The organism is Pseudooctadecabacter jejudonensis (assembly GCF_900172275.1).
In the GTDB taxonomy this organism is placed as follows: domain Bacteria; phylum Pseudomonadota; class Alphaproteobacteria; order Rhodobacterales; family Rhodobacteraceae; genus Octadecabacter; species Octadecabacter jejudonensis.
Map to the genome: position 1 here is coordinate 193,744 of NZ_FWFT01000005.1, position 23,158 is coordinate 216,901.

The following is a 23,158-nucleotide window of genomic DNA, read 5'->3' on the forward strand; positions in this document are numbered from 1 at the left end:
CGCGGTTAGCGCCGCCCTTCGCGCAGCCAAGCACCAATCACCAACAGTGCGGCCAACACCAGCGCAGCCCATGCGGGCAACAGCGGTGACACGCTGATATCTGCGGTCCGGTAGGCATCACGGGGGGTGATCCCGATCCATCCATTGCCAATGGCAGGGCGACCCGCGCGAACGGCGCGGACAGACGGTTGGCCGTCTTCCAGGATGCTGACACCGCCATTCGTTCCAGCGACAAGATCGGCCATCACATCGGCGCCCGCGATCGTCTGTTCGAATTCACGCGGCGCAGCAGGGCCAAGGGCGATCACCGTTTCCGTCGCACTGTCGGTAAGTCGGTAAAGGCCCACCTCCGGCGCGTCCCACAACAGTTCACGCCGCCCGGGCGAGGTCTCTTCAAGCTGGACAATGGTTTCGGTGCCGTCTGGATGAACTATCGTTACGTCGCCTGTGTCCTCTTCCAGGGACCGCCGGATGATCCGCATGGTCAGGCCGTTCGGTTCCACCCAGAGGGCTTCCTCCTCCAACTCCGGTTCCTTCATCATCCAATGGGCCAAGCGGCGCAGAAGTTCCAACTGCGGGCCACCGCCCTCATACCCCCGATCCCAGAGCCAGGAATGATCTGACGCCATCAGGGCCACACGCCCTTCGCCGACACGGTCCAGCATCAGCAGCGGTTGGTCGTTGATGCCTGTCATCACAACATCCGCCGTGGGGCTTGGCGTGACCTCAACATGGCGGAACCAGCGGCCCCAGCCGGGCACGCCGTCTTGTGTGGGGGCGGGGGCGAATTCGGCCAGTCCTTCGGTCACGGGATGCCGCTCCCCCAGATCAGAGATCATAGGCGTAAAGCCCTCCTCATAGACCCGCGCCGTTGGCGCACCAGGCAGCACAGCCCCAAGCGGTGAGCGGTAGATGCTGTCAGCGGTCGCATAATCCGGCCCGGCGGAGATCAGGACAGCCCCGCCGTTCTGCACATATGTCCCGATATTATCGAGGTACGTGGACGGCAAAATGCCCCGCCGCTTGTAGCGGTCAAAGATGATCAGATCGAATTCATCCACCTTTTCCAGGAACAATTCGCGCGTTGGGAAAGCAATGAGGCTCAGCTCATTTACGGGCACGCCGTCCTGTTTTTCAGGGGGGCGCAGAATGGTGAAATGCACCAGATCGACAGAGCTGTCGGATTTCAGAAGGTTGCGCCACGTGCGTTCGCCTGCATGGGGTTCCCCACTGACCAAAAGCACGCGCAAGCGGTCGCGTACCCCGTTGATCTGCACGACCGCTTCGTTGTTGCGGTCGGTCAATTCGCCGTCTGCCACGGGGGTGGCGAACTGCATGACGTTCATGCCGCCATGGGGCAGATCAATCGGCAGTTCGATGTCTTCATTGACGGGGATCTGAAACGCCAAGGGCGCGCCGCCATCAATGGCGATGGTCAGATCTACGGCCTCGGTCTGGGGGGCCGCACCTTGGTCTTCCACACGCAAGGTCAGGGTCACGGGTTCGCCCAAAATGGCAAAGGCGGGCGCGTTGCGGACGATCAGGCGGCGGTCCCAATCCTCATCCTTGCCCGTCAGCAACACCTGCAAAGGGGCGGGCAAAACAGGCGGGGCGGCGGGCAGATCATGCAACCGGCCGTCCGTGATCAAAACCATGCCCGCCACACGGGCCTGCGGCTCTTCGGATAAGGCCTCTGACAAGGCCATCATCAATTCGGTGCCGCCATCGCCCTCCGCGTCCCCCAAACGGGACACGCGCAGTTCGGTGTTGGGGCGGTCGGCGATTTCGGCCTGCAGATGCGCCAAGGCTTCCGCGGTTTGGTCAGGCCGGTCCGCGATCCTCTGACTGGCGCTTTCGTCGATGATCGCAATCACAATATCGGAAAGGCTATCGCGGTCCTCTTCTTGCAGCGACGGGTTGGCCATGGCCCCCAGCAGGACAACTGCGGCCAAGGCCCGCAAGATCCAGCCCACCAGCCCGCGCCAAACCGCAACGCCCAACCCCAAAACAGCCACCGCCGCCAGCACATATAGAACGACCAAAGGGACCAGCGGATCCAGAATAACGCTGCCTGTCATAGGCCGTCCCCTCGTTTCGCTGTTTCAAAAATATGCAAATCCCACGCAGCCATTATTGTCCCAACCTATCCAGTAGGGCGGGCACGTGAACTTGGTCGGATTTATAATTGCCCGTCAGCACATGCATGATCAGGTTGACCCCGAACCGCATCGCAATCTCCCGTTGACGTTCTCCTGCCATGCCGCGTCCGATGGGCACCATCGCATTGCCAGATCGGTCCTGCGCCCAGGCGGCGGCCCAGTCATTGCCGCCCACGACCACGGGTGTCACGCCATCGTTCAAATCGCGAAACGGCATTCCATCGGCCTGTGCCGCATTGGCGGGGGCGGCCTCAACCCAGACATCGCGGCTGGGGTGGCGGCCGGGGAAGTCTTGAAGCAAATAGAAGGTCCGCGTCAGGACATGATCTTGCGGGATGGGTTCAAGTGCGGGAATATCGAGGCCCCGGGCAATCGCCTGCAGCTTACGCCCCTCGGGGCTGGCGGAGCCAAACCGCGCCAGATCGGCATCGCGGGTGTCAAACAGGATCATGCCACCACTGCGCAGATAGCGGTTCAGCTTGGCATAGGCCTCCCGCGTGGGCAGGGGCTGATCGGCGGTGACGGGCCAGTAGATGAAGGGAAAGAACGCCAGCTCGTCCACCTCAATGTCTATCCCAACGGGCAACGTGGGTTCAATCGAGGTGCGTTGGAACAGCGTGTTGGACAGCCCGTAAAGCCCTGCATCCGACATCTCATCCACGCGCGGCTCACCGGTGATGACATAGGCCAGCTGGACGTTCGACGTGGCCTCAATCGCAAAACTGTCGTCCTGAGCCTGCACATCCACGGGCACGCTGACCACGGCAAGCGCCACCATCGCTGCGGCCGCGGCGCGTGGGCCGCGCAGACGGCCCGACAGCGCGAGTGAGGCGATAATATCAAAGCTGAGCAACACAAGGGCTGCAGCCAGCAGCCAGCCTTTCAAAAGCGTTTCGCGCACCACGGCGAGGCCCTCCACTGTGATCCGAGCGGGCCATACTGTCGGCGCAAGGCGCGTGTCCGGACCGATGACATTCACCGCGATCCGCCGGTCGTCCCCAGCATAAAGGCCGGGCAGCATATCGGCTGAGGGTGTCGCAGTGGCGAGGTCTTCGCCCGCGACGCCGGGCAATGTGTCTGCGCGCTCAAGGTCGCCGAATCCGTTCAATACGTCTTCTGGTAGCCATGTCGTACCTGCGAGGTCCTCTGCCGTGGGGGCCGCGGGACGCGTTGAAATGGCCATGCGTTCCAACATCTGCACGAACAGGCCGGACAGCGGCAATGTGGACCATTCGGCGTTGGCGGTGACGTGGAACAGCACGACGGAGCCTTGGCCCAAAGATTTGCGGGTGACCAAGGGCGTGCCATCGGCCAGCACGGCGATCACCCGGTCAGATAAGGTGGGGTCGGGCTGCGCCATGACCTGTGCGGTGACCTCAACATCGTCAGGCACGGTTAGCCCGAAAAAAGGCGACGCTTCGGGGAAGGGGGCCAGGGCCTTTGGTTCACCCCATGACATGGCGCCCCCGATCGAGCGACCGCCCGCGCGCAGACGCACCGGCATCAAAGGGTCCTCTTCGCTGCGGGAAATGTCGGAGGACGCGAGGCGGGGGCCTGCGAACCGCACCAAAAGGCCGCCGTTTTCCACCCATTCGGTGGTCGCGTCTGCCTCAATCGCGGTCAGGTTGGCGACATCGGCCAGAATGATCACATCGGGATTGGCCAAAAGCACGTCTTCAAGGGTGCCTTCGATCAGGTCTGCCGTGGGGATCAGAGCCTGTTCGAGGTAATGTAGCGGCGACAACAGATCGAGGGTTTCGGTGTCAGACGCGCCCGCCAGCAAGGCGACCTCACGTCGTTTGAGGGCGTCATCGGTGAGGGTGACTGCACCGGCGGACCGCACGCCTTCCACCTCAAATCGGGTGACGCGGTTGCGCAGCTCTGGGGGCAGATCGAAGGTTGCGACCGCGTCGGTTGCATCCTCGGTGAAGTCTGCGGGGGCGGTGGCAAGACGACGTTCGACGCCTGCAGGATCAAGGCCAAACGCCGCAATGGGCACGGCCCGCGCAGTGCCGGGCGTGGCGCGCTGAAGCGTGACGTTCACGGTGGTGTCGTCAATGGTGGCGGGTTGCAACCCAAGGATCGCACGGGGGCTTTCAAAGACTGTCACAGTGCCACGGTTTTCGAGGGCTGCCAGGAGCGTGTCGCGTGTGTCGCGGGCCAGCCCGTCGGACAGCCAGAACGTATCAAATGTGCCGTCCAACGTCTCAATCCAGTCGGCTAGCGTGCTGTCTGTCGGGGCAAAGGGGGCCGGTTGCAATGAGGGGAGCGTTTGCTGCACCGCTTGTGCATCCCGAAAGACCAGAGGGCCAGCGGGCAGGTCAGTGAGGCTGATCAGGGCGGCCGAGCGCCCATCGCGGGCGGCCTCATCCAGGGCGGCGTCGATCCGGTCTTGACGCCGTTGCCAATCACGTGCCGACGCCCAGCTGCCGTCGGTAAGGACCAGCAGCGGCCCGCTGCCGGGGGCGCGGTCTTGCGGGTTCAGCACGGGGCCTGCGAAGGCCGTGATGATGGCGGCGACAGCGGCGAGGCGCAGCAGCAACAGCCACCATGGCGTGCGGTCCGATTGGCTGTCTTCATCCGCAAGGCCCAACAGCAGGGCCACACCGGGAAAGCGGCGGCGGATCGGAGCAGGCGGCACGGCGCGCAGCAGCACCCAGAGGATCGGCAAGATGATCAAGCCGAGCAAGAGCCACGGCGCGGTAAAGGCCAGAGAGCCGAGGGTCAGCATGGTGTGCCCCCAGCTGGCTGGAGGGCCTGTTGCGACGGTGCAGTGGGGGCGCTGCCCCCCGGCCTGCGGCCGCCCCCCGGGATATTTTCAAAACAAAGACAGAAGGCTGTTTGGGATCGGTCGCGCATCATGTCCGGCGTTCCAATGCGGCATAGACCCACAACACCGCCGATGCAGCGCTTTGGTCGGTGTGGTGGGTGTGAAATTGCCAGCCGCAGGTGCGGGCGAGGGCCGCCAGACGGTCTTTGCGCTCTGCCAGTCTGTCCAAGTACCGGTCGCGCAGATCGCGGGCTTTGAGGGTTTCGTGTGTGATCTCTCCGGACATGCTCTCGAAGATGGTGCGGCCGTCGAAGGGGAAGGCCTCCTCGGCGGGATCGAGGATCTGGACCAGCGCGCCGCGCACGTCCGCATCGGCAGCTTTGGTCATTGCGGCCTCAATCTCTGTGATGTCGCCCATGAAATCCGAGACGAACAATGCGCGCGAATGGCGCAACATGCCACGGGTGTCAGGGGTCGCGAAGTCGGCGTCTGAAGTCGCGCAGAGCAGGTGCGCCATCTGGGCGATCTGCGCTTCACCCCGCTTGGGGGGGAGTTGATTGCCCGTCAGCCCGACACGTTCGCCCCCGCGCAGAAGCAGAATGGCGGTGGCAAGGGCAAGGCTGCGGGCGCGCTGCGCTTTGGTCACGCCGGATTTGAGGGTGGTAAAACCCATAGAGGCCCCTGGATCGACCCACATCAGGACCGATTGTGCGATTTGCCATTCCTTGTCCTGCACGAATTGCGCGTCAGAGCGGGCGGAGCGGCGCCAGTCGATGCTGCGCATTTCATCGTGGTTTTGCGCGGGTCGGTATTGCCAAAAGGTGTCACCCAGACCCGCACGTCTGCGCCCGTGGTCGCCCACCAGAACCGTCGCGGCCAAATGTTCCGCCTCGGCCAGAAGGGGCGGAAATGGCGCGGCGAGGTCTTCGGACGCCGTTCTGAGGGACAGGGGTGTGTCGATCATGCCGCGGCGGTCACGCGGGTGATGTCGGAGGCCACTTGATCAATGAGCGCATGCAAGTTTTCGCCGCGGGCGCGCGCGGCAAAGCTGAGCGCCATGCGGTGGGTGAGCACGGGGGCGGCCATGGCGCGCACATCTTCGGCAGAGGGCACAAGACGGCCACGCAAAAGGGCCTCGGCCCGCACGGTGAGCATCAGCGACTGTGCCGCACGGGGGCCCGGGCCCCAACTGACGGAATTGCGCACCATGTCAGGCGCGCTTTCATCGTCGGGACGGCAGGCACGCACCAGATCGAGGATCATTTCCACAATGGCGTCGCCCACAGGCATGCGGCGCAGCAATGTCTGGGCCGCCAGCAGTTCGGCGCCAGTGAAGACGGCCGTGGCGGCGTCTTCGGCGGTGCCTGTCGTGGCCAGCAGGATGTCGCGTTCCGTGTCGCGGGTGGGATAGGGCACATCGATCTGAACCAAGAAACGGTCAAGCTGGGCTTCGGGAAGGGGGTATGTCCCCTCTTGTTCGATGGGGTTTTGCGTGGCCAGCACGTGGAAGGGCTGTCCGAGGGGGCGATGTTCGCCCGCGATCGTGACCTCTTTTTCCTGCATGGCCTGCAACAGGGCCGACTGCGTGCGTGGGGAAGCGCGGTTGATTTCATCGGCCATCAGCAGCTGACAGAAAATAGGTCCTTCGATGAACCGAAAATCACGGGTGCCGTCGGCGGCTGTTTCCAAGACTTCGGAGCCCAGAATATCGGCAGGCATCAAGTCAGGCGTGAACTGCACGCGGTTGCCGTCCAGCCCCATGACCGTGGACAGGGTGTCCACCAAACGGGTTTTGCCCAAGCCCGGCAGGCCGATCAGCAAGGCATGTCCGCCGCACAAAAGCGACGCCAACGTCAAGTCAACGACCTGATCCTGTCCAATAAAACGTTTCGCGATTGAGGCGCGGGCCTCAGCCAGTTTGCCCCCGAGGGTCTCGATTTGCGTGACAAGCTCTGCGTCGGTTGCCATGGTCAACGTCTCCTTCAGGGTCATATAGTACGGCCTACAGTTGAACAGATATCGCGATGGACCCCAATGGCAAAAACAAACCAAAGTGATGGCACCTTGAACGTCTCGGCGGAAAGTCTCGCATCGTCGGCGCGGGCGGCCCACAGCACCCGCGGGTTGCCACCGGTTGAGGACTGGAACCCGCCGTTTTGTGGTGATCTGGATATGCGGATCGCGCGGGACGGGACGTGGTTTTATCTGGGCACGCCGATTGGGCGGCCTGAGTTGGTGAAGCTGTTTTCGACGATCATCCGCCGCGATGGGGATGATTATTTTCTTGTCACTCCGGTCGAAAGGGTCGGGATCACGGTGGATGATGCGCCGTTTGTGGCGGTGGATTTTGATGCGGCCCGCGCCGGGTTGCGGTTTGTGACCAATGTGGGCGATGCCGTGGTCGCGGGCCCTGATCATCCGATCCGCGTAGTGCGGGACGCCCAAACGGGGGAGCCGTCGCCGTATATTTTGATCCGTCGCAATCTTGAGGCGCTGATTGATCGCAAATCGTTCTACCGGCTGGTTGAGTTGGGCGAGGTCGAAAAGATGGACGGCGACGACTGGTTTGGGGTGCGGTCTGGGGGCGCTTTTTTCGGCATTTGCCCCGCGCTTGAGCTTGACCTCTGATGCCGCGGTTTTGTGCCAATCTATCGATGTTGTTTGGGGAAGTTCCGTTGCTGGAGCGCCCTGCAGCTGCGGCACGGGCAGGGTTTGAGGGCGTCGAGGTTCTGTTTCCTTATGATGAAAACGCGGCTGATTTGGGCACGGCATTGGCCAAGGCCAAGATGCCGCTGGCTTTGATCAACTGCCCACCGCCCAATTACGCGGACCCTGATGGCCCGCGGGGCTTTGCGGCTGTGCCCGGGCAAGAACAGCGGTTTCAGCAGGCCTTTCGCCGGACGCTGCGCTATGCGGGGGCGCTGGGCGCGGAGCACATACATATCATGGCGGGGGTGGCCGAGGGGGATGCGGCGAAGGCCGTCTTTATCCAGAACCTGACATGGGCGGCGGCGTTTGCGCCCAAGCAGTCGTTGACGATTGAACCGATCAACCGCCACGACATGCCGGGTTACTTCCTGAATGATTTCACCCTTGCGCTGGAGGTCTTGGAGGCCGTTGGGGCCAAGACCCTTGGTCTGCAATTTGATGTTTATCACGCAGCGCGGATGGGGCTCGATGTGATGCAGACATGGGAGGCCGTGAAGGGGCATGTGCGCCATGTGCAGGTGGGCAGTGTGCCGGATCGACATGAACCGATTGGCGGCGATTTCGACTATCCCGCGTTCTTTCAGGCCTTGGACAAAGGGAAATTCAAAGGCTGGGTCAGTGGGGAATATCGCCCCAAGGGGCGGACCGAAGACGGGCTGGACTGGATAAAATAACGTGTCTGTTTGCGCTGGTGTTTGATGCTGACATAATGCTGTCAGCAGGGGTGTGTCACATAGGGTCATCAACACTTTGATCCCTTAAGGAGACACGAAAATGCAAGCCTATGTTGTTTGGACTGAAATCCCCGTCACCGATCTGAAATCGTCCTGCGATTTTTATGGGTCGGTGTTTGGCTGGACCATGGAAATCACCCAGATGGGCCCCAATGATGTGGCGATGTTCAATGCTGTGACGGATGACGATGAGATGGTCGTGGGCGGGCATCTGTACCCAGGCACGCCAGCCTCGTCCGGGTCGACCATTCACATCGCGGTTCCCGATACGGCAGAGGCCGCAGCACGCCGGTGTGTGGCGGCGGGTGGCCAAGTCATGGGGCCGGTCATCGACATTCCGCAAGGACGGTTTCAATATGCAACCGACCCTGATGGCAATTCCATCGCGCTGTTCGAAACGCGGCCTCACTAGAAAGGACGCCGGTATGAAACACTTCCCCATGAGACACGTTCCATGAGGCGGGCCGACAGGCTGTTTCAGATCGTCCAATATTTGCGCGGCGGGCGTTTGATCACCGCCGCGCAACTTGCGGAGCGGCTAGAGGTCACGAAACGCACCATTTACCGCGATGTGGCCGATTTGATCGGGTCTGGTGTGCCGATCGAGGGGGAGGCCGGTGTCGGCTATGTCATGCGGGCGGGGTATGATCTTCCCCCTTTGATGTTCAATTCAGATGAGATTGTGGCCCTTGTGGCGGGCGCACGGATGATCCGTGCATGGGGCGGGGCGCAAATGGCGCTCGCTGCGGAAGAAGCGCTAGTGAAGATTGAGGCGGTTTTGCCAGATGAGGCGCGTGATCGCGCAGGCGCTGTTCCGATCCATGCCTTTCAGTCGGGTGGTTTGTCGGCGGATGTCCGGCAGCTGATTGACGATATCGAGGCCGCGGTTGAACGGTCGGTCCGCCTTGATTTGGAGTACGCGGACAAGACAGGTCAGGCGACATCCCGCATCATTCGCCCTTTGGGGCTGTGGTTTTGGGGGCAAACCTGGACCGTTGTGGGGTGGTGTGAATTGCGCCAGCATTTTCGGATGTTTCGGCTTGACCGGATCCGCGACATGGAAGAGGTCGGGCCGTTCAAGTCTGAGAAGGGCCAGACCCTGCGCGATTTTTATGCGCTGGGCTTTCCCAAGGCCGATTGAGGGGGCTCTAAAATTCCGGAATTTTAGAGCAGGCCAAAATTCCGGAATTTGGGGCCGGGATTTGGGACCATGGGAGGGGATGTTCTTAAAAAAACCGCTGGGCGGCGCGGCGATTGGGCCACGCCGCCGGGGGTGTCAGTTCGACAGGGTTTGGGCCAATCGCATCAGGCGCACAGCCTCTGCACGGTAGCCGTAGGGGTCGTCGCCGCGGTTGGCGTTGGCCAGTGCAATGGCGTCGTCATAAGACCAATTACCAAGATAGCTTGGGTCGCGCATTATCTGGCCAAAACCTGCGATGGCTGTGGCAAAGGCGGCTTCCGTCCCTGCGGTGCCAACAGTTGAGAACGGCTGTTCGATCAACTGGCTTTCCGTGTCCCCGGGGGATTTGTAGCGCAAACGCAGAAAGCCCAGTTCATCACTGGTGTTGATCGGCTCAGAGGGTTGATAGCGCAGCGCGTCGTTGAGCTGTGAGGGAGAGCCGACGGGCGTAATTTCATAGATCGCCGTGACCGTATGGCCCGCGCCCAGTTCGCCTGCATCCACCGCGTCGTTGTTGAAATCTTCGCGGGCAAGGGCGCGGGTTTCATAGCCGATCAGGCGATATTCGGCCACGGTTGCTGGGTTGAATTCCACCTGAATTTTGACGTCGTTGGCGATGGGAAAAAGGGCACCGGAGAGCTGATCAACCAGTGCTTTTTGAGCCTCGGACAGGGTGTCGATATAGGCGGCGGTGCCATTGCCGTTTTGAGCCAACGTTTGCATCGTGGCGTCTTGCAGATTGCCGCGTCCGAAGCCCAAAACGCTCAGATAGACGCCGGTGTCTCGTTTGTCGGCGATGAACCGTTCCAGCCCGCGCGGGTCGCTAAGGCCCACATTGAAGTCCCCGTCGGTGGCCAGCATGACGCGGGCGACCTCCCCATCTTGGGTCATCTGTTCGGCCAAGGCATAGGCCTGTTCCAGCCCGCCCGCGCCATTGGTGGACCCCCCTGCGGTCAGCGCGCCAAGGGCTGCGTTAATCGTGGTGCGATCGGTTGCAGAGGTGGGGGGCAGGGCCACGGTGCTTGATCCCGCATAGGTGACGATGGCCACCTGATCGTCAGCATGGAGTTCAGACAACATGAGCCGGAAAGACTGGCGCAGAAGCGGCAGTTTGTTCGCGGCCTCCATGCTGCCTGAGGTATCGATCAGGAACACCAAATTGAGGGGCGGGCGATCCTGCACGGCGGGGCGTTCGCCTTGAATGCCGATATGGACGATCTGCGTGCCTGCGTTCCACGGTGTGTCGAACACGGAAATTGTGGGCGCAAACGGGTGCGGGCCCTCGGGGGCGGGATAGTCATAGGGGAAGTAGTTGATCATTTCCTCAACCCTCACAGCATCGACGGGCGGCAGTCGGCCGGATGTCAGCGATTGGCGGAGCAGGGCATAGCTGGCCGTGTCCGTGTCGATCGAGAATGTCGAGACGGGGGTTTCCGTGGTGATGTGCACGGGGCTTGGATCCGCATTGGCGAAGGTTTCGGTCGATCTTTCGGGCTGCAGGGTGACAGCTTCGTCCATGGTGGGGGCGATGCGTGTCAGGGCCAGGGAGTCCCCGTCCGCCTGCGGCGCGGGCGCGCGATCTGCGGCAATCGTCAGGCTGTGGGCGCCGTTTGAAGTGGGGGCGGCCAGCACGGGGGCGATGTCCTCTGCCATGGCGGGTTCAAGGGGCGCCGTTTGGGCGATATCAGGCGCGATTCCCGGCCGCGGCACCAGGTTTTGGCCTAGGGGCGTCGTGATGATGAGGCCGCAGGCGATGAGGGCGGTTGTGGCCGTCAGGCCCCCGCGGGAGGTCAAAGTGGTCAGCATGGTTTTGGTCCTTGTCCAAAGGGTGGGTTTGGACATGGGACGCGACTGGTGCTGCGATCCTTGGAGGGTTTCGAAGTTTTTCGCAGCGAGGGCCAACGCACGCGCTTTGGCGCCTGCATCGGGCGCCGGGGTCGCGGCCATGAGTGCGGTGGAGAGATCATCCAATGGGTCTTGATCGTGGTCGGTCATGCTACGCGCCCTCCGTTTTCTTGAGGGATTTGAGGAATTTGCGGGCCTCGGACAGACGCCAGCTGATGGTGCCTTCCGAGACGCCAAGGATCGCGCCGGCCTCTGCGTGGGTCATATCATCCAATGTCAACGCAAGGGTGTCGCGCAGGTCTGGGGGCAGGGCCCGCATTGCGGATATGAGCCATTCGGCGCGGTTTGCATCCTCGGCCAGGTCTGCCTGGCGGTTGACCTCCCACGTGCCCCAGCCGTCTGCGGCGCGGGCATGGGTGGTCTGTTTGCGGCGGCGGTCGTGGGCCGCGTTCACCGCCACACGGTAGAGCCATGTCCTGACACGGGCGCGGCCATCGTAGCTGCGTAATTTGGCGGGCAGGGCCGCGCAGATGTCCTGTGTCAGGTCTTCGGCGTCATGCTGCGTACCGGTCAGACGAAAGCACAGCCGAAACAGCCGATCATATTGCCGCGCCAAAAGACTGGCAAAGGCATCTGCATCGCCGCCTTGGGCCGCTTTGGCCAGGTCTTCGTCTGTCACTGTCATCCGCATCACGTTCGTTAGACGGGCGCGCGGGGTCAATCCTTGGAAAAGACTTCAGTTTGTTTTGCGGGGGTCTAAAATTCCGGAATTTTAGAAGGGTTTGACGACAACGACCCACAAGATCGCGATGACACCGACGACGCTGATTTCGTTAAACACGCGCAAGTAAAAGTCGCTTTCGCGGAATTCACCGCGTTTGGCGCGCACCACCATGCCGCCGGTCATCATGTAGTGGATCACCAACAGCCCCACGAGGCCCAGTTTCACCCAGACCCAAGTGTCAAACGCCCATTGGGTGCCGAGCCAGATCCCCGTGATCAACGCGATGACCATCAGCCCCGCGGAGAAGCGATAGAGCCTGCGCGTCAGATCTCCAAGGGGGCCGAATTTCTGCGTTTCCGCATATTCGCGTTTCCAGTAGATCAAGGCACGCGGCACTGCGAAGATCGAGGTCATCCACCCCATCACGCACAAAATATGTATGATTTTCACCCAAGCCATGGGCTGCGTTCTGCCCCAGTGGTCCCGTCAGCACAAGCCTGTTCATTTATCCTGTGGGCGCTAGGGTAAAGTGTGCAACGGGAGAGGACAGATCATGCAGCTTGACGACGCCTATGCCAATTCCGCGCATATCCCCGATGGGGAGAGCTATTATGCGCGGTGGGAGGCAGCGGCGGACGCCTTTCGCGTCCGCCACCCGCTGTCTGAACTGGATGTGCCGTATGGTGCGCAAAAGCGGCAGACGTTTGATGTGTTTCACCCGGACCGTCTGGCGAAAGGCACGGTCGTTTTTGTGCATGGCGGCTATTGGAAGGCCGGATCACCCGCGATGTTTTCGCATGTGGCGCAAGGGGCCGTCGATGCGGGATATAGCGTTGCGATGTTGGGGTACTCCCTTGCCCCTGACGCGCGTATCGGGGCGATCACGCAAGAGGTTGCAGCGGGTCTGACGGCGATTGCGGCCCGCACGTCGGGCCCGCTCCATCTGGTCGGGCATTCGGCGGGCGGTCATTTGGTGGCCCGCATGGGGTGCGCGGATGTGGTGGACCGGTTTGGCGCAGACTGGATCGGGCGTGTTGCGCGGATCATGCCGATTTCGCCGCTGGGGGATCTGGCGCCTTTGATGCAGACCTCAATGAATGCGGACTTGCAGCTTGACGAAGATGAGGTCACGACCGAAAGCCCCGTTCGCCATGACGCACCCAAGGTGCCCGTTCATGTTTGGGTGGGCGGCGCCGAACGGCCTGCGTTTTTGGATCAGGCGCAGAGGCTTGCGGCGACGTGGGGGTGCGACATCACCATCGACCCCGAGAGGCACCATTTCGACGTGATCGAAGGGTTGGAGGATGCGCGCTCCCCCCTGCTGACGGCGCTGTTCAGCTGATATCGCAGAGCCCCAGATGAATCACGCGGTCCCCTGTCAGGGCGGACGTCCTATAGCCTCGGTCGGACAGGAGGATGTAGGTGTTGCCCATGGCGGCGGGTTGGGGTGCCGTGAAATGAAACATGGGCCGCGCGGCCATGATCCTGTCTTGGCCGAAGATAATTTCAGCGTCATCCGGGCCAATGCCGACGCCCCCCAAGTCAGTGGCCAGATTGGGGTCCGTCAGGCCAAGGGCGTAATCCGTGGCGGCGGCCTCTGATGCAAATTCCCCGCAAAACACATGCACCCGGTTTGAGGCCAAAGGCGGCGGAGCCACCGGTTTCGACTTGATCCGTCCGAACAGCGGAAAAAACAGAACCTTGAACAGGTTGCGGATCATATGCAGCGTCCTCCGTCCACTTCCAGGGCGACACCGGTGATCATGCTTGCCTCATCGGAGCACAGGAATGCAGCCGCGTTGCCCATATCCTCGGGCGTGGAAAAACGGCCCAGGGGGATGGTGGACAAGAATTTCGCGCGGACCTCGGGCGTGTCTTCACCCATGAAGGATTTGAGCAAAGGCGTCTCACCGGCCACAGGGTTGAGGGCGTTGACGCGAATGCCATGGGGGGCGAGTTCGACGGCCATGGCCTTGGTCGCGGTGATCATCCAGCCCTTAGAGGCGTTATACCAATTGAGGTTGGGGCGCGGGCTGACGCCTGCCGTTGACGCCACATTCAGGATCGCGCCACTGCCACGCTCCTTCATTTTGGGCACAAAATGGCGCGCCATAAGATAGACCGATTTCGCGTTGACGTTCAGGACGCGGTCAAATTCGTCCTCAGCCACGTCTTCCATGGGTTGCGGCAGGTGGGTGATGCCTGCGTTGTTCACAATGATATCGGGCAGGGGCATTTTGCCCGCCATACGTCGCACCGATGTGTTGTCGGACACATCGACGACCCAAGGGCGCGCCCCGATGGCCAGTGCCACAGCCGTCGCGGCATCGCCATTGATATCAGCCACCAGAACCTGCGCGCCTTCGGCCACGAATTTGGCGGCAATGCCGGCCCCAAAGCCTGAGCCCGCGCCCGTTACGATGGCTGTCTTTCCCTGAAGTCTCATGTGTCTACCATGGGTCTGGTGACACCAGATTTCTACAATTTTTTGGCCGCAGTACTTTGGAACTGGCTTTTGCGGTGGCGCCATTGTTAAACTTTGCCCCAAAAGAACCAGAAAGGCCTGACATGCAGTATCCCTCCCTTCCATTCCGACGCTTTGCGGCCACCGTTTGCGTTCTGGTCCTGGCGGCCTGTTCCACCCAAGAGGAGCTGATCGGGGGGGTGCCTGTCAGTCAGATTGTCGAAGGTTACGGCGTGTTGGAAGACGGGGAGTACACCCTGCCGCCGATCCCGTCTGAATATCTGAGCGAGATCAATCAACGCACGGTTGTTGAATACAATGGGCCTGAAAGTGCTGGAACCATCGTTGTCGATCCACACGCCAAGCTGCTGTATCTGGTTGAAGAAGACGGGATGGCCCGCCGGTATGCGATTGCCGTCGGCGCGCAAGGGCTGCGCATGCGGCGTCCGTCGGTCGTGCGGCTGAAACGCGAATGGCCTGCTTGGACCCCCACCCAGAACATGTTGCGCCGTGAGCCCGAAGTGTACGGCCCCTTTGCTGCAGGCGTTGAGGGCGGTCTGGCAAATCCGCTTGGGTCGCGGGCGCTTTATTTGTTCCAAAACGGGCGGGATACGCATTTCCGGATTCATGGCACGAATGATCTGGCCTCTATCGGCAATTCGGGGTCTGCGGGCTGCATCCGGATGTTCAACCACGACATCATTGATCTGTACGAACGTGTGCCAAACGGAACACGCGTTGTAGTGCGCACGAAAGATCAGTCGGTAGATCTGGAGGGCGAAGAATTGGCCAATCGCGGCGTCTATCTTGAGCCCAATATCGTTGATCCCGATCTGATTTACGGCACTGACGAGGAGGAGACGTCAGAGGCGGAGGCCGAAGAGGCCACAGACGCCTAGCCGGGTCTGGAATTTCTGCCTTTTTCAGGTCAAAGTTGTGCGGAATAAGAGCTGTAGGGGATGTAAATTCTCTACGGCATACATATGTATACAATAACAAGACGTAACGAGAGGGACACCCATGGCCGATTTTGATGCACAAATCCGCGAGAGCCAAGCGCAGGTGCAGGACGCGCAATCCAAGATTTCCGAATTGACCAGCCGGATTGAAACCGCACGTCAGAAAATGGCCGAAGGGACGGATATCGCTGTCGATATCGAAAACGCGTCGTTGGAAGATGTTCACGCCCATACGGAGCTGATGAACGCAAACATTGCAGAACTGATCATGGGGCTTGACGATGTCACCGCTGGGTTCCAGCAAGATTTTGATGAAATGCGGTCCAAGACGGGTTGGGAAAGTTTCGTCGGCATCTTTTCCAAAGGCAAATCGGACAGCATGCGTCAGGAACGGATCCGCACAGCGACTGTCGATGACAAGCTGCAAGACCTGATTTCCAAATCCGACGTCATTACCAAGTTGCTGCAAGATCAGCTGGCCACGTTGGAAGAACAGAAGGTGAAGGTTGAGGGCAACCTGAGCGGCACGTTGGAAGAACGCGAAGCTGTGGTCGGTGAATTGGAAGCGGTCCGCGATGAGATCCTCGCAATGGACCCTAAGATTATCGCGTTGGAAAACAAAATCTCCGTGGAGCAAGACGCGGCTGCGCGCACTGCGTTGGAAACCGAATTGGCCGCGATGAACACGGCCTACAATGAAGCTGTGCAGCAAGAACAGGTGAAGCTGGCGAAGTCCCAGACGTTGGAACGCTACATCGAGAAGGGCAAAACCTGGATCGATTCATTGCAGAACCAGGCGGCGACGCAGATGGTGCTGATCAACAAGCTGCAGACAGACACCAAGCAGCGTGTTGTTCTCTATGATGCGCTGACGAAATCCTTGAAGACGGCGCAGCAGCAGGACGTGGCCCATCGCATTAATGAGATCGGCGTGAAAACGGACCAAGAGGCACAGACAGCGATGGCCGCAATCGGGTCTGCCACCAACGCCCGCATGGCCGAGATGATGGAAAGCCACGAGGACCACATGGTCTTCGCCCGTGAGGTTTTGGAGCAAAAGGCCAAGGCGGATGAACGCTTTGCACGGCGGTTCCAGAAGATCGTGGAGAAGCACGACAGCAATCAGTATGGCGATTAAATGCGAGTATACTTACTAGCGCTTAAGTCAGGGTTGATTGTTGTGTGGCCGGTAGTGGCCCTCATTTCTGGTGGTTTGGTCATGTATGGTAGCTACGTTTCCCAGACAGAGCTGACTTGGCCGTATTGGGTTGGCGGCAGTTTGTGGGTTGGTGGGTTGGTTTACATCGCCTGCAAAGCATCTGGAGGATCTGAGTTCGGAGCGCCCGGCGGACCAATTGATGGCGGAGGCTGTGGTGGCGGAAGTGACTGACACCGCCTACGACCATTTCCAACTTGAAGACACCCGCGTCACGCGGCGGTATTTTGGCAAGTTTGAACGGATTATCGGCCATCTGGCCCGTGTAGCGGGTGTGTTGGAGGCTGAAAGCCGGCTGTCGAAACAGGATGTTGAGGTGATGACCCGCTATATTGTGGGCCTCAATTACACCTTCCGTGCGCTGGCGCATAAATATCATTTCAGCGGGCGGTTTGCCCATGCGGGCAAGCTGACGTTTGACCGTGTGGACAGCGGGTTTCCGGTTTATTCCGAGTTACTGACCATGGCCAATGATGCGGCTCAAGCAGATCGTCATTTGCGCGGGATGCGGTCGGTTGAGGACCTCAAGCAGGATATGGTTCGCGTGATTTTGGGCGAACAGCAGGTGCCGACAAAGTTGCAATACGCGCTGTCCCAGCGGCTGTATTATGAGGAATTGGCCAAGGGCGAATTGTTCTGGGCGCGCAATGATCCGGAGGCGATTTGGCTGGGCAATCCTGCCCGTATGCAGCGTCGGTTCCTGATCCATTGGGCAGTTTATGACAGCCAGATCAACCTGCCCACGATCTATTTGATGGAGTTGGAGGACACAGGCCGCGTGGGCCTGCCGAAAGACGACCGCCGTTGGCCGGAGGTGCAGGCCCATCTGATGGCGCAATCGGTTGCGGGGCTGAAACTGCTGACGATTGCACGGGGCTTTGACGAGGATTTCGACGACCTGCACCCCAAACGCCTGCGCAGGTTCCATGTAGGCCCGATGTATTCCCACGCGTTCACCCGGCAGTCGGGGCCCTTGCGGGAGGTGTTGGAGCTGGCGCGGTCGCCCGTCGGTGAAGACTGGGCGTTGGTCTGGACGGAAGAAGAGCTGCGGTCTGAGGACACGGTGCAGCAAAAATCCGGCTGGTTCGGGTCTGTGCAGCGGGAGGTCTTTGCTCTCGACCCGTTTGAGGGGCGCGGGGCAGAGACGGGGGCGTCGAAGGTGGAACGGTCGATCATCCTGCCGCAACAGCCCTATCAGGCCCTTGAAGAACGCAAACCGCCCGGGTTTTCGGATGTGCGCAAATTCGTCGTGTCACCCAAGGGCCGCGTGTTGAGTTACCGGTGAGGGCGGAGTTTTGAGTTTTTTTGGTCAGATGAAGATGATGGGGAGGCGCTAAGACTATGAGTCAGACAAGCGACACGATGGAGTTGCGCGAAGACGATATCGTCAAGCATTACGAGGCCGCGACGGCCATGGTGCAGGGGTTTGATCACATGCCGCGCATTGCTGAGGCCAAGGAAGCGGCTGCGCCGGAGCGGTCGAGCGGGATCGGCACGCGGAGGCGGTTTCGGTCGACGACACCGGGGCTGGTGACGCGACGCACGGCGCGGTCAGAGGGCGTGCAGTTGATGGCGCGGATTGAGGGCGCGGATGAGGGCGATGCGCTGATCTCACCCGCGCAGGCCACGGTGTTGCATGGGGTGCGGCGGGCGATTGCGATTGCATTGGCGGTGGCGGAGCAATTTGCGGATCGCACGGGGCTGGCGGAGTTGAAGCGGTCCAATCTTGAGGGCACTTTGCCCAGTGGCAAGAAAGCTGAGTTCAGCGAATTGCTGACGGCTGAGGCGCTGGTGTCACTGTATGTTTTCGGCAATGCGACCGCGTTTTTGCTCGCGCCCCATGCGGGGGAAGACACGGTTGAGGTGGGTGAGGTTGAGGAGGTTCTGACCGACAACGGCACGCTGGCCTTGCATGGCGCGCTGTGGGAGCTTGATCAGGATATCGGGCTGTTTGCGGATACGGAAGGCAAGCTGGTTGCGACCGTTCTGGCCTTTGCCGAGGCGTTGATGGGCAAGGTTGAGGCCCGCGCGTCCACCGCTGGGCGGCTGGAGCCATTCACGACGGCCGCATGGGGTGTTGAGGAAGACGGGCTGACGATCCGTGGGTTCAGCCCCGCGCGCAAAGGCAAGTCCTCCGCCCTGACGATGACGTTCAAGAAGCCAAATGAGGTCGTGGGCAACCATATCGCCAAATATCAGGCCATGAAGCTGGCCAAGATGCTGATGGCATATGATTTTGACCGGCGGTTGAACCCGTTTGCAGAATTGGGCGGATTTATTTTTACGTTCATGGGCGACGGTGCGCCGGGCACTGGCAAGACCACGCTGATCCAGATGATGGCCGGATTGATCAACGATTACTGTCAGGTGGCGGGCTACGCGTTTCGGTATCAGAACCTGAGCACGGACAACATCGACAGCTATCAGGGCAAATCGGGCCAGAACGCCAAGGCGTTTATCAACAACGTGATTGACCCTGGCGTGATCGGGTTTGGCACCATCGACGATATCGACCAGCTGGCGGGCAAACGAGGAGACCGTCAGTCTTCCGCCGGTCAGTTGGAGATTACGGCGGTGCTAATGGAAAGCTTCGCGGGCGCCAATACGGTGGTGCGTGGGAACTGCACCTTCGGGATGTTCTCGAATTACCCAGAGAACGTGGACGACGCGCTGCGCCAGCGGGCGGGGGCGCGGTTTTTGGTGGACGGGCCGCAGACGCGGGAAGATTATGTCGATATCCTTTATCTGTTGATGGGTAAGAACCATGACATCCCTGTGGGTGATCATGAGGTGTTCAGCGCACAAGAGATCAAGAAGGCCGTCGCTGCCAGTTTTGAGAGCCACAGCCGCCCCCATGAGCCGGGATTGATGAATGTCTTTGACCGTGTGTCGTCCCAGGTGGGTGAGCTGGACACGATCAACAAGTTGGGAACCTACCTGAAGGGCATTCAGGAGGCGGATAACCGTTTCACGGGCCGCGCGATTAAAAACATCACCGATGCCGTTAAGGTGCGGGCGATGGATTTTGAGCTGCCCGATGAGTGGATGGAGAACCCTGAGTTGTTCTTGGCCAAGGATTACGACACCAAAAAGGCGATGATCGAGGAGATGCGCCAGCCCATAACCACGGATATGGTGATCCAGGAAATCAACCGCTACGCCGACAGCGAATTCCGCTATGCGGACAAGTCCGACGAAGTCGCGATTGAAAACATGGTCCGCGATTTTGGCCGTCAGGAAGAGGCGAAGAAGCGGTATCTGGGGGGCAAAGCCGACTGATGGGGATTGACGCCAGCAACTTTTGGACGCTGCTTGTGCCTGCGATGTGTTTGGCAGGCTTGGGCTTTGCGGTGCCGCGGGTGTTGGCCTTGTTCTGGCCTGAGGGCGTCAAATGGCTATTGCTGCTGGCGCTGGTGGCAACAGTCATTATGGGCCTGTTGGGCGCTGGTTTTTTTGCGCTGCTTTACATGCTGCAAGGCGACAGCTTTGCGGATTTGTACCGCACCAATGGCATCGGCACGATCGTGCATTTCGGACGGTTGAGCGTGGTTTCATCGCTGATGTGGGCACCGCTGATGGTGCTGTCGATCATCTACATCCCACGCAATTGGGTGAAGGAAGTTTGGTGAGCGATGGTTGAAGTTTTGGTCTTTGGTGGTCTGGGATACGCGATCACCTGGTACAAGGGGGCAAAGGTGGCCATCTGGACAGGACTTATTCTTGCCCTGCTCGCCAGTCTCGTGACGGTCGTGGTGTTGTCTGTTTTGACCGCTGGAATGGGTGGGGCGGACGATCTGTTTGAAGTGATGGTTGACCTGATAGAATTCGCATTTGTCGGGCTGTTTGCAGGGGGCTTGTTGGCGATGATCATTGGCTTTGTCATAGTGGGTTATGGCGCGGGGATTTGCGTGGCCCACTTTCAGAAACGACGGAGGGGCACCTTGTCATGAACCTTTTGATCCAAAAAGGTCTGATGTTTGGCAATCTGATCCCCGTGGTCAGTCCTGTGCTTGTCGAGCGTTATAACCGGGCGCTCAAACGCCTGACCGGCAAGCAAACTGAGCTGACGGATTTTCACATCGACATCTCCGGCTATTCGCCTGAAATCGGGGATGAGTTGGGGGATGATCTTTACCTCAATCATCAAGGCGTGAACCGGCAGTTCATTTTGCTGACGACGGAACAGAAGACGGCGCCGCTGCTGAATGCGAAATTTTCAACCAGCCGCGGGATTTTGCGCCAGTTTATTGAGGCCAATGAGGCGCAATTGTTTGCCCTGACGGCGCGCGATGCGGTGGCGGGTGAGTTGGTGAATTCCGTCTATTCGTTGGCCTCGCCCGCGCATTTGATGGATGTGGGCAGCATCACGGTTGAGGCCGATACCACCGAAGGGGCCGTGGCCGCGGCGGGCCGTTTGGGCAACATGATTGATCAATTCATGTCCCAAGACGGAGCATGGCATAATGATGTGCTGATCGCCGAGATGATCGGGCTGGCCAAGGACACGGGCGACATCACCCGCAACCCCGTCAGCCTGAGCGCGCAAACCTATGCGCAACGCAATTTCTGGACGGCGCATTTCGGCGGGGTCTATCTGTTCCGCGAAGTGGACGCGCCCGGTGCCATTGCCATGTCAGCTGACGAAGGCTTGCAAGGGCTGGACATGGCGGTGATGACCGGTGCGCAGCGCTCGGAGATTGCGCAGTTTCTGAACGCCAATGATCTGGTTGAGCCGATCTTGGATGCGCGCGGCATCGACAGTGCCGCGATCCTGCGGCAGAAAATGGATTTTATCGTGGCCTCTGTTGCGGCCTCGCTGGGCGAGGATTTGACCCGCGCGACACGGCGTGATCTGCGCAATTTGGGGCGGCGGTATCACGATCAGTTGCCGCGTGAGTGGCAGGGGCTGGCGGCCCTTGTGCGCTGGGCCGAAGAAGACGGGCCGTGGCCGCGCATCGACAGTGAACACCCCGCCTATTTCTACACGTTGCGGTCCAAGGGGCATGCCGATGCGGACCTTGTGAATATGCTTTTGGCGGATTTGACACCGTTGGACATCCGACAGTTGTTTATCTGTCATAAGGATGCGTTTTACGCAGCCTATGCGGGTTGGCCTGCCGCCAAGCAGGCCTACGTCGCCGAGTTTTTGGCGCAGGAATATCAGGTCGACAAGGCGGGCACGCGGGAGGCTCTGTTCGGGCATGAAGACGCCATGGAAGAACCCGTAAGTCCGGCGCAAAGCCCATGGGGTGCAGCGCCCGCACAGGGTGATATCATTGACCGCGTCGGGCCTTGGGGCGCGGTGAAACGCCGGTAGAACACGCAGGAGGGGACGCGATGCAGTTTGTCAGATTGGTTTTGGGCGGCTTTGTCATCCTTGGGGTGATCTATATCTGTGTGTCGCTGTATTCGCGATCGGTGCGGCGCGAAAAGCTGGAGAACTGGTGGGATGAGGCGCCGGTGGACGGCATGACCCGCGAGGCGTATATCGCAGAAGGCATGGCGAAATATGAGGTCGGTTTGCGCCGCAAGCTGATCTGGCTGATCTTTGTCATCCCGCCCCTTGTGGTCGGCACGATCATTTATTTTATCAACTAGAGGTCCCACCCATGCGCAACATCAGACGTTTCATTCGCATTGCCTTGTTGCTGATTGTGGGGCTGTTCTTGCATTACGTCATGCCGCAGCAGGATGTGGCCCGCGTGACGTCGACCGAGATCATCCGGACGGATTTTGGCGGCTGGCAACGTCTGTTTTTCGCCCAAGCAGACAGCGGGCAGGTGGACAATGTCACCCGTGATTTACGGCTGATCAACACCGAGAGGTTGCCGACCTATATGTTCGGTCTGATCCGCGGGGGGTCGCCTGAGACGATGGTGTATCGCAACGAAGATACCGGCTGGATTTATCCGCCCTATTTCAAATTCGACAGTTCCGATCTGCAGGCCGAGGCATCGGCTGCTATTTCAACAGCGGTGCCGCAAGAGTGGGTTGTGGTGACCCACTATGGCTGGCGCATTCGCTGGGCGTCGATCTATCCCAACGCCGTGGCAATCCGGCCCATATTGGTGGCGGACGGGGAATCGCCCCTGGATTACAGGCCGTTTCCTTGGGTGAACCTGATCATCTTTGTTGTGCTGATCATTGGTTTGGTCTTTGTCCGGGCGATGTGGATGCAGTTTCGGGAACGCACGTTGGATCCGATTGCGGACAGTGCGGGGGATAGGTTGGATCATGTGAATGCCGATCTTGCGGAACGTCGCGGGCGTTTTCGTCGCTGGCTTGATACGTGGAAGTCGAAGTGACGATCTGACGATCGGGTCCTGCGGACGGCAGGAGGGGCGCCCCTGCGGGGCGCCTTTTTTGCATATTTTTGAAACAGCGAAACGGGTGGGGGT

General features: G+C 60.2%; 23 protein-coding genes. 14 read left to right on the forward strand and 9 right to left on the reverse strand.

Annotation, left to right across the window (positions count from 1 at the left end):
* Positions 1-5: 5 nt before the first annotated feature.
* The 4 genes from PSJ8397_RS14550 to PSJ8397_RS14565 form a co-directional block, all read right to left on the reverse strand.
* Positions 6-2,078 carry a hypothetical protein gene (locus PSJ8397_RS14550; RefSeq protein WP_085865350.1) on the reverse strand — a complete coding sequence of 691 codons (2,073 nt, stop codon included), beginning with the start codon at positions 2,076-2,078 and terminating at the stop codon, positions 6-8.
* Between the two features lie 52 nt (positions 2,079-2,130).
* The gene (locus PSJ8397_RS14555) at positions 2,131-4,890 is read right to left on the reverse strand and encodes a DUF4159 domain-containing protein (RefSeq protein WP_085865351.1); all 2,760 of its coding nucleotides are present in this window, start codon (positions 4,888-4,890) and stop codon (positions 2,131-2,133) included.
* A 127-nt stretch (positions 4,891-5,017) separates the two neighbouring features.
* On the reverse strand, positions 5,018-5,893 hold the full coding sequence (locus PSJ8397_RS14560; protein ID WP_200811325.1) for a DUF58 domain-containing protein: 876 nt from the start codon (positions 5,891-5,893) through the stop codon (positions 5,018-5,020).
* Entirely contained in the window at positions 5,890-6,897 is a 1,008-nt protein-coding gene (locus PSJ8397_RS14565; RefSeq protein WP_085865415.1) for an AAA family ATPase, read from the reverse strand. Before PSJ8397_RS14565 ends, PSJ8397_RS14560 begins: the two co-directional genes overlap by 4 nt.
* A 66-nt stretch (positions 6,898-6,963) precedes the next feature.
* Here PSJ8397_RS14565 and PSJ8397_RS14570 point away from each other — a divergent pair, with 66 nt between their 5' ends.
* The 4 genes from PSJ8397_RS14570 (at position 6,964) to PSJ8397_RS14585 (ending at position 9,513) form a co-directional block, all read left to right on the forward strand.
* A complete protein-coding gene (locus PSJ8397_RS14570; RefSeq protein ID WP_085865352.1) occupies positions 6,964-7,557 on the forward strand; it encodes a DUF1285 domain-containing protein in 594 nt (197 codons plus the stop codon).
* Positions 7,557-8,312, forward strand: a complete 756-nt coding sequence (locus PSJ8397_RS14575; protein ID WP_085865353.1) for a hydroxypyruvate isomerase family protein — start codon at positions 7,557-7,559, stop codon at positions 8,310-8,312. Before PSJ8397_RS14570 ends, PSJ8397_RS14575 begins: the two co-directional genes overlap by 1 nt.
* Before the next feature lie 100 nt (positions 8,313-8,412).
* Positions 8,413-8,784, forward strand: coding sequence for a VOC family protein (locus tag PSJ8397_RS14580; RefSeq protein WP_085865354.1), 372 nt, complete (start codon positions 8,413-8,415; stop codon positions 8,782-8,784).
* 42 nt (positions 8,785-8,826) lie between these two features.
* Entirely contained in the window at positions 8,827-9,513 is a 687-nt protein-coding gene (locus PSJ8397_RS14585) for a helix-turn-helix transcriptional regulator (protein ID WP_085865355.1), read from the forward strand.
* A 135-nt stretch (positions 9,514-9,648) separates the two neighbouring features.
* On the opposite strand, the gene PSJ8397_RS14590 is transcribed toward PSJ8397_RS14585, so the two are convergent.
* From PSJ8397_RS14590 to PSJ8397_RS14600, 3 genes are all read right to left on the reverse strand, one after another.
* Positions 9,649-11,547: a vWA domain-containing protein gene (locus PSJ8397_RS14590; protein ID WP_085865356.1), complete on the reverse strand. Its 1,899-nt coding sequence runs from the start codon at positions 11,545-11,547 to the stop codon at positions 9,649-9,651.
* A gap of 1 nt (position 11,548) precedes the next feature.
* Complete coding sequence (locus PSJ8397_RS14595) at positions 11,549-12,082, reverse strand: RNA polymerase sigma factor (protein WP_085865416.1); 534 nt, start codon at positions 12,080-12,082, stop codon at positions 11,549-11,551.
* 87 nt (positions 12,083-12,169) lie between these two features.
* Complete coding sequence (locus PSJ8397_RS14600; protein WP_085865357.1) at positions 12,170-12,580, reverse strand: CopD family protein; 411 nt, start codon at positions 12,578-12,580, stop codon at positions 12,170-12,172.
* 94 nt (positions 12,581-12,674) lie between these two features.
* On the opposite strand from PSJ8397_RS14600, the gene PSJ8397_RS14605 reads away from it, so the two are divergent.
* Positions 12,675-13,463: an alpha/beta hydrolase gene (locus PSJ8397_RS14605; RefSeq protein ID WP_085865358.1), complete on the forward strand. Its 789-nt coding sequence runs from the start codon at positions 12,675-12,677 to the stop codon at positions 13,461-13,463.
* On the opposite strand, the gene PSJ8397_RS14610 is transcribed toward PSJ8397_RS14605, so the two are convergent.
* Positions 13,456-13,842 carry a hypothetical protein gene (locus PSJ8397_RS14610; RefSeq protein WP_085865359.1) on the reverse strand — a complete coding sequence of 129 codons (387 nt, stop codon included), beginning with the start codon at positions 13,840-13,842 and terminating at the stop codon, positions 13,456-13,458. The genes PSJ8397_RS14605 and PSJ8397_RS14610 overlap by 8 nt on opposite strands.
* Positions 13,839-14,567 (reverse strand): SDR family oxidoreductase, encoded by a 729-nt coding sequence (locus PSJ8397_RS14615; RefSeq protein ID WP_085865360.1) that lies wholly within the window; start codon positions 14,565-14,567, stop codon positions 13,839-13,841. The genes PSJ8397_RS14610 and PSJ8397_RS14615 overlap by 4 nt, the downstream gene beginning before the upstream one ends.
* 122 nt (positions 14,568-14,689) lie before the next feature.
* Here PSJ8397_RS14615 and PSJ8397_RS14620 point away from each other — a divergent pair, with 122 nt between their 5' ends.
* The 9 genes from PSJ8397_RS14620 to PSJ8397_RS14660 all read left to right on the forward strand — a co-directional run bounded on the left by PSJ8397_RS14620 (position 14,690) and on the right by PSJ8397_RS14660 (position 23,065).
* Complete coding sequence (locus PSJ8397_RS14620; protein ID WP_085865361.1) at positions 14,690-15,484, forward strand: L,D-transpeptidase; 795 nt, start codon at positions 14,690-14,692, stop codon at positions 15,482-15,484.
* Positions 15,485-15,605: 121 nt separating this feature from the next.
* Complete coding sequence (locus PSJ8397_RS14625; RefSeq protein ID WP_085865362.1) at positions 15,606-16,682, forward strand: coiled-coil domain-containing protein; 1,077 nt, start codon at positions 15,606-15,608, stop codon at positions 16,680-16,682.
* 244 nt (positions 16,683-16,926) lie between these two features.
* Positions 16,927-18,045 carry a hypothetical protein gene (locus tag PSJ8397_RS14630; RefSeq protein WP_085865417.1) on the forward strand — a complete coding sequence of 373 codons (1,119 nt, stop codon included), beginning with the start codon at positions 16,927-16,929 and terminating at the stop codon, positions 18,043-18,045.
* 56 nt (positions 18,046-18,101) lie between these two features.
* Complete coding sequence (locus PSJ8397_RS14635) at positions 18,102-20,039, forward strand: AAA family ATPase (RefSeq protein WP_085865363.1); 1,938 nt, start codon at positions 18,102-18,104, stop codon at positions 20,037-20,039.
* Positions 20,039-20,389, forward strand: a complete 351-nt coding sequence (locus PSJ8397_RS14640) for a hypothetical protein (protein WP_085865364.1) — start codon at positions 20,039-20,041, stop codon at positions 20,387-20,389. Before PSJ8397_RS14635 ends, PSJ8397_RS14640 begins: the two co-directional genes overlap by 1 nt.
* Before the next feature lie 3 nt (positions 20,390-20,392).
* Positions 20,393-20,710 (forward strand): hypothetical protein, encoded by a 318-nt coding sequence (locus PSJ8397_RS14645; RefSeq protein WP_085865365.1) that lies wholly within the window; start codon positions 20,393-20,395, stop codon positions 20,708-20,710.
* On the forward strand, positions 20,707-22,077 hold the full coding sequence (locus PSJ8397_RS14650; protein WP_085865366.1) for a DUF6638 family protein: 1,371 nt from the start codon (positions 20,707-20,709) through the stop codon (positions 22,075-22,077). The genes PSJ8397_RS14645 and PSJ8397_RS14650 overlap by 4 nt, the downstream gene beginning before the upstream one ends.
* A gap of 20 nt (positions 22,078-22,097) precedes the next feature.
* On the forward strand, positions 22,098-22,358 hold the full coding sequence (locus PSJ8397_RS14655; RefSeq protein ID WP_085865367.1) for a hypothetical protein: 261 nt from the start codon (positions 22,098-22,100) through the stop codon (positions 22,356-22,358).
* A gap of 11 nt (positions 22,359-22,369) precedes the next feature.
* Positions 22,370-23,065, forward strand: coding sequence for a DUF1523 family protein (locus tag PSJ8397_RS14660; protein ID WP_085865368.1), 696 nt, complete (start codon positions 22,370-22,372; stop codon positions 23,063-23,065).
* Positions 23,066-23,158: the final 93 nt, after the last annotated feature.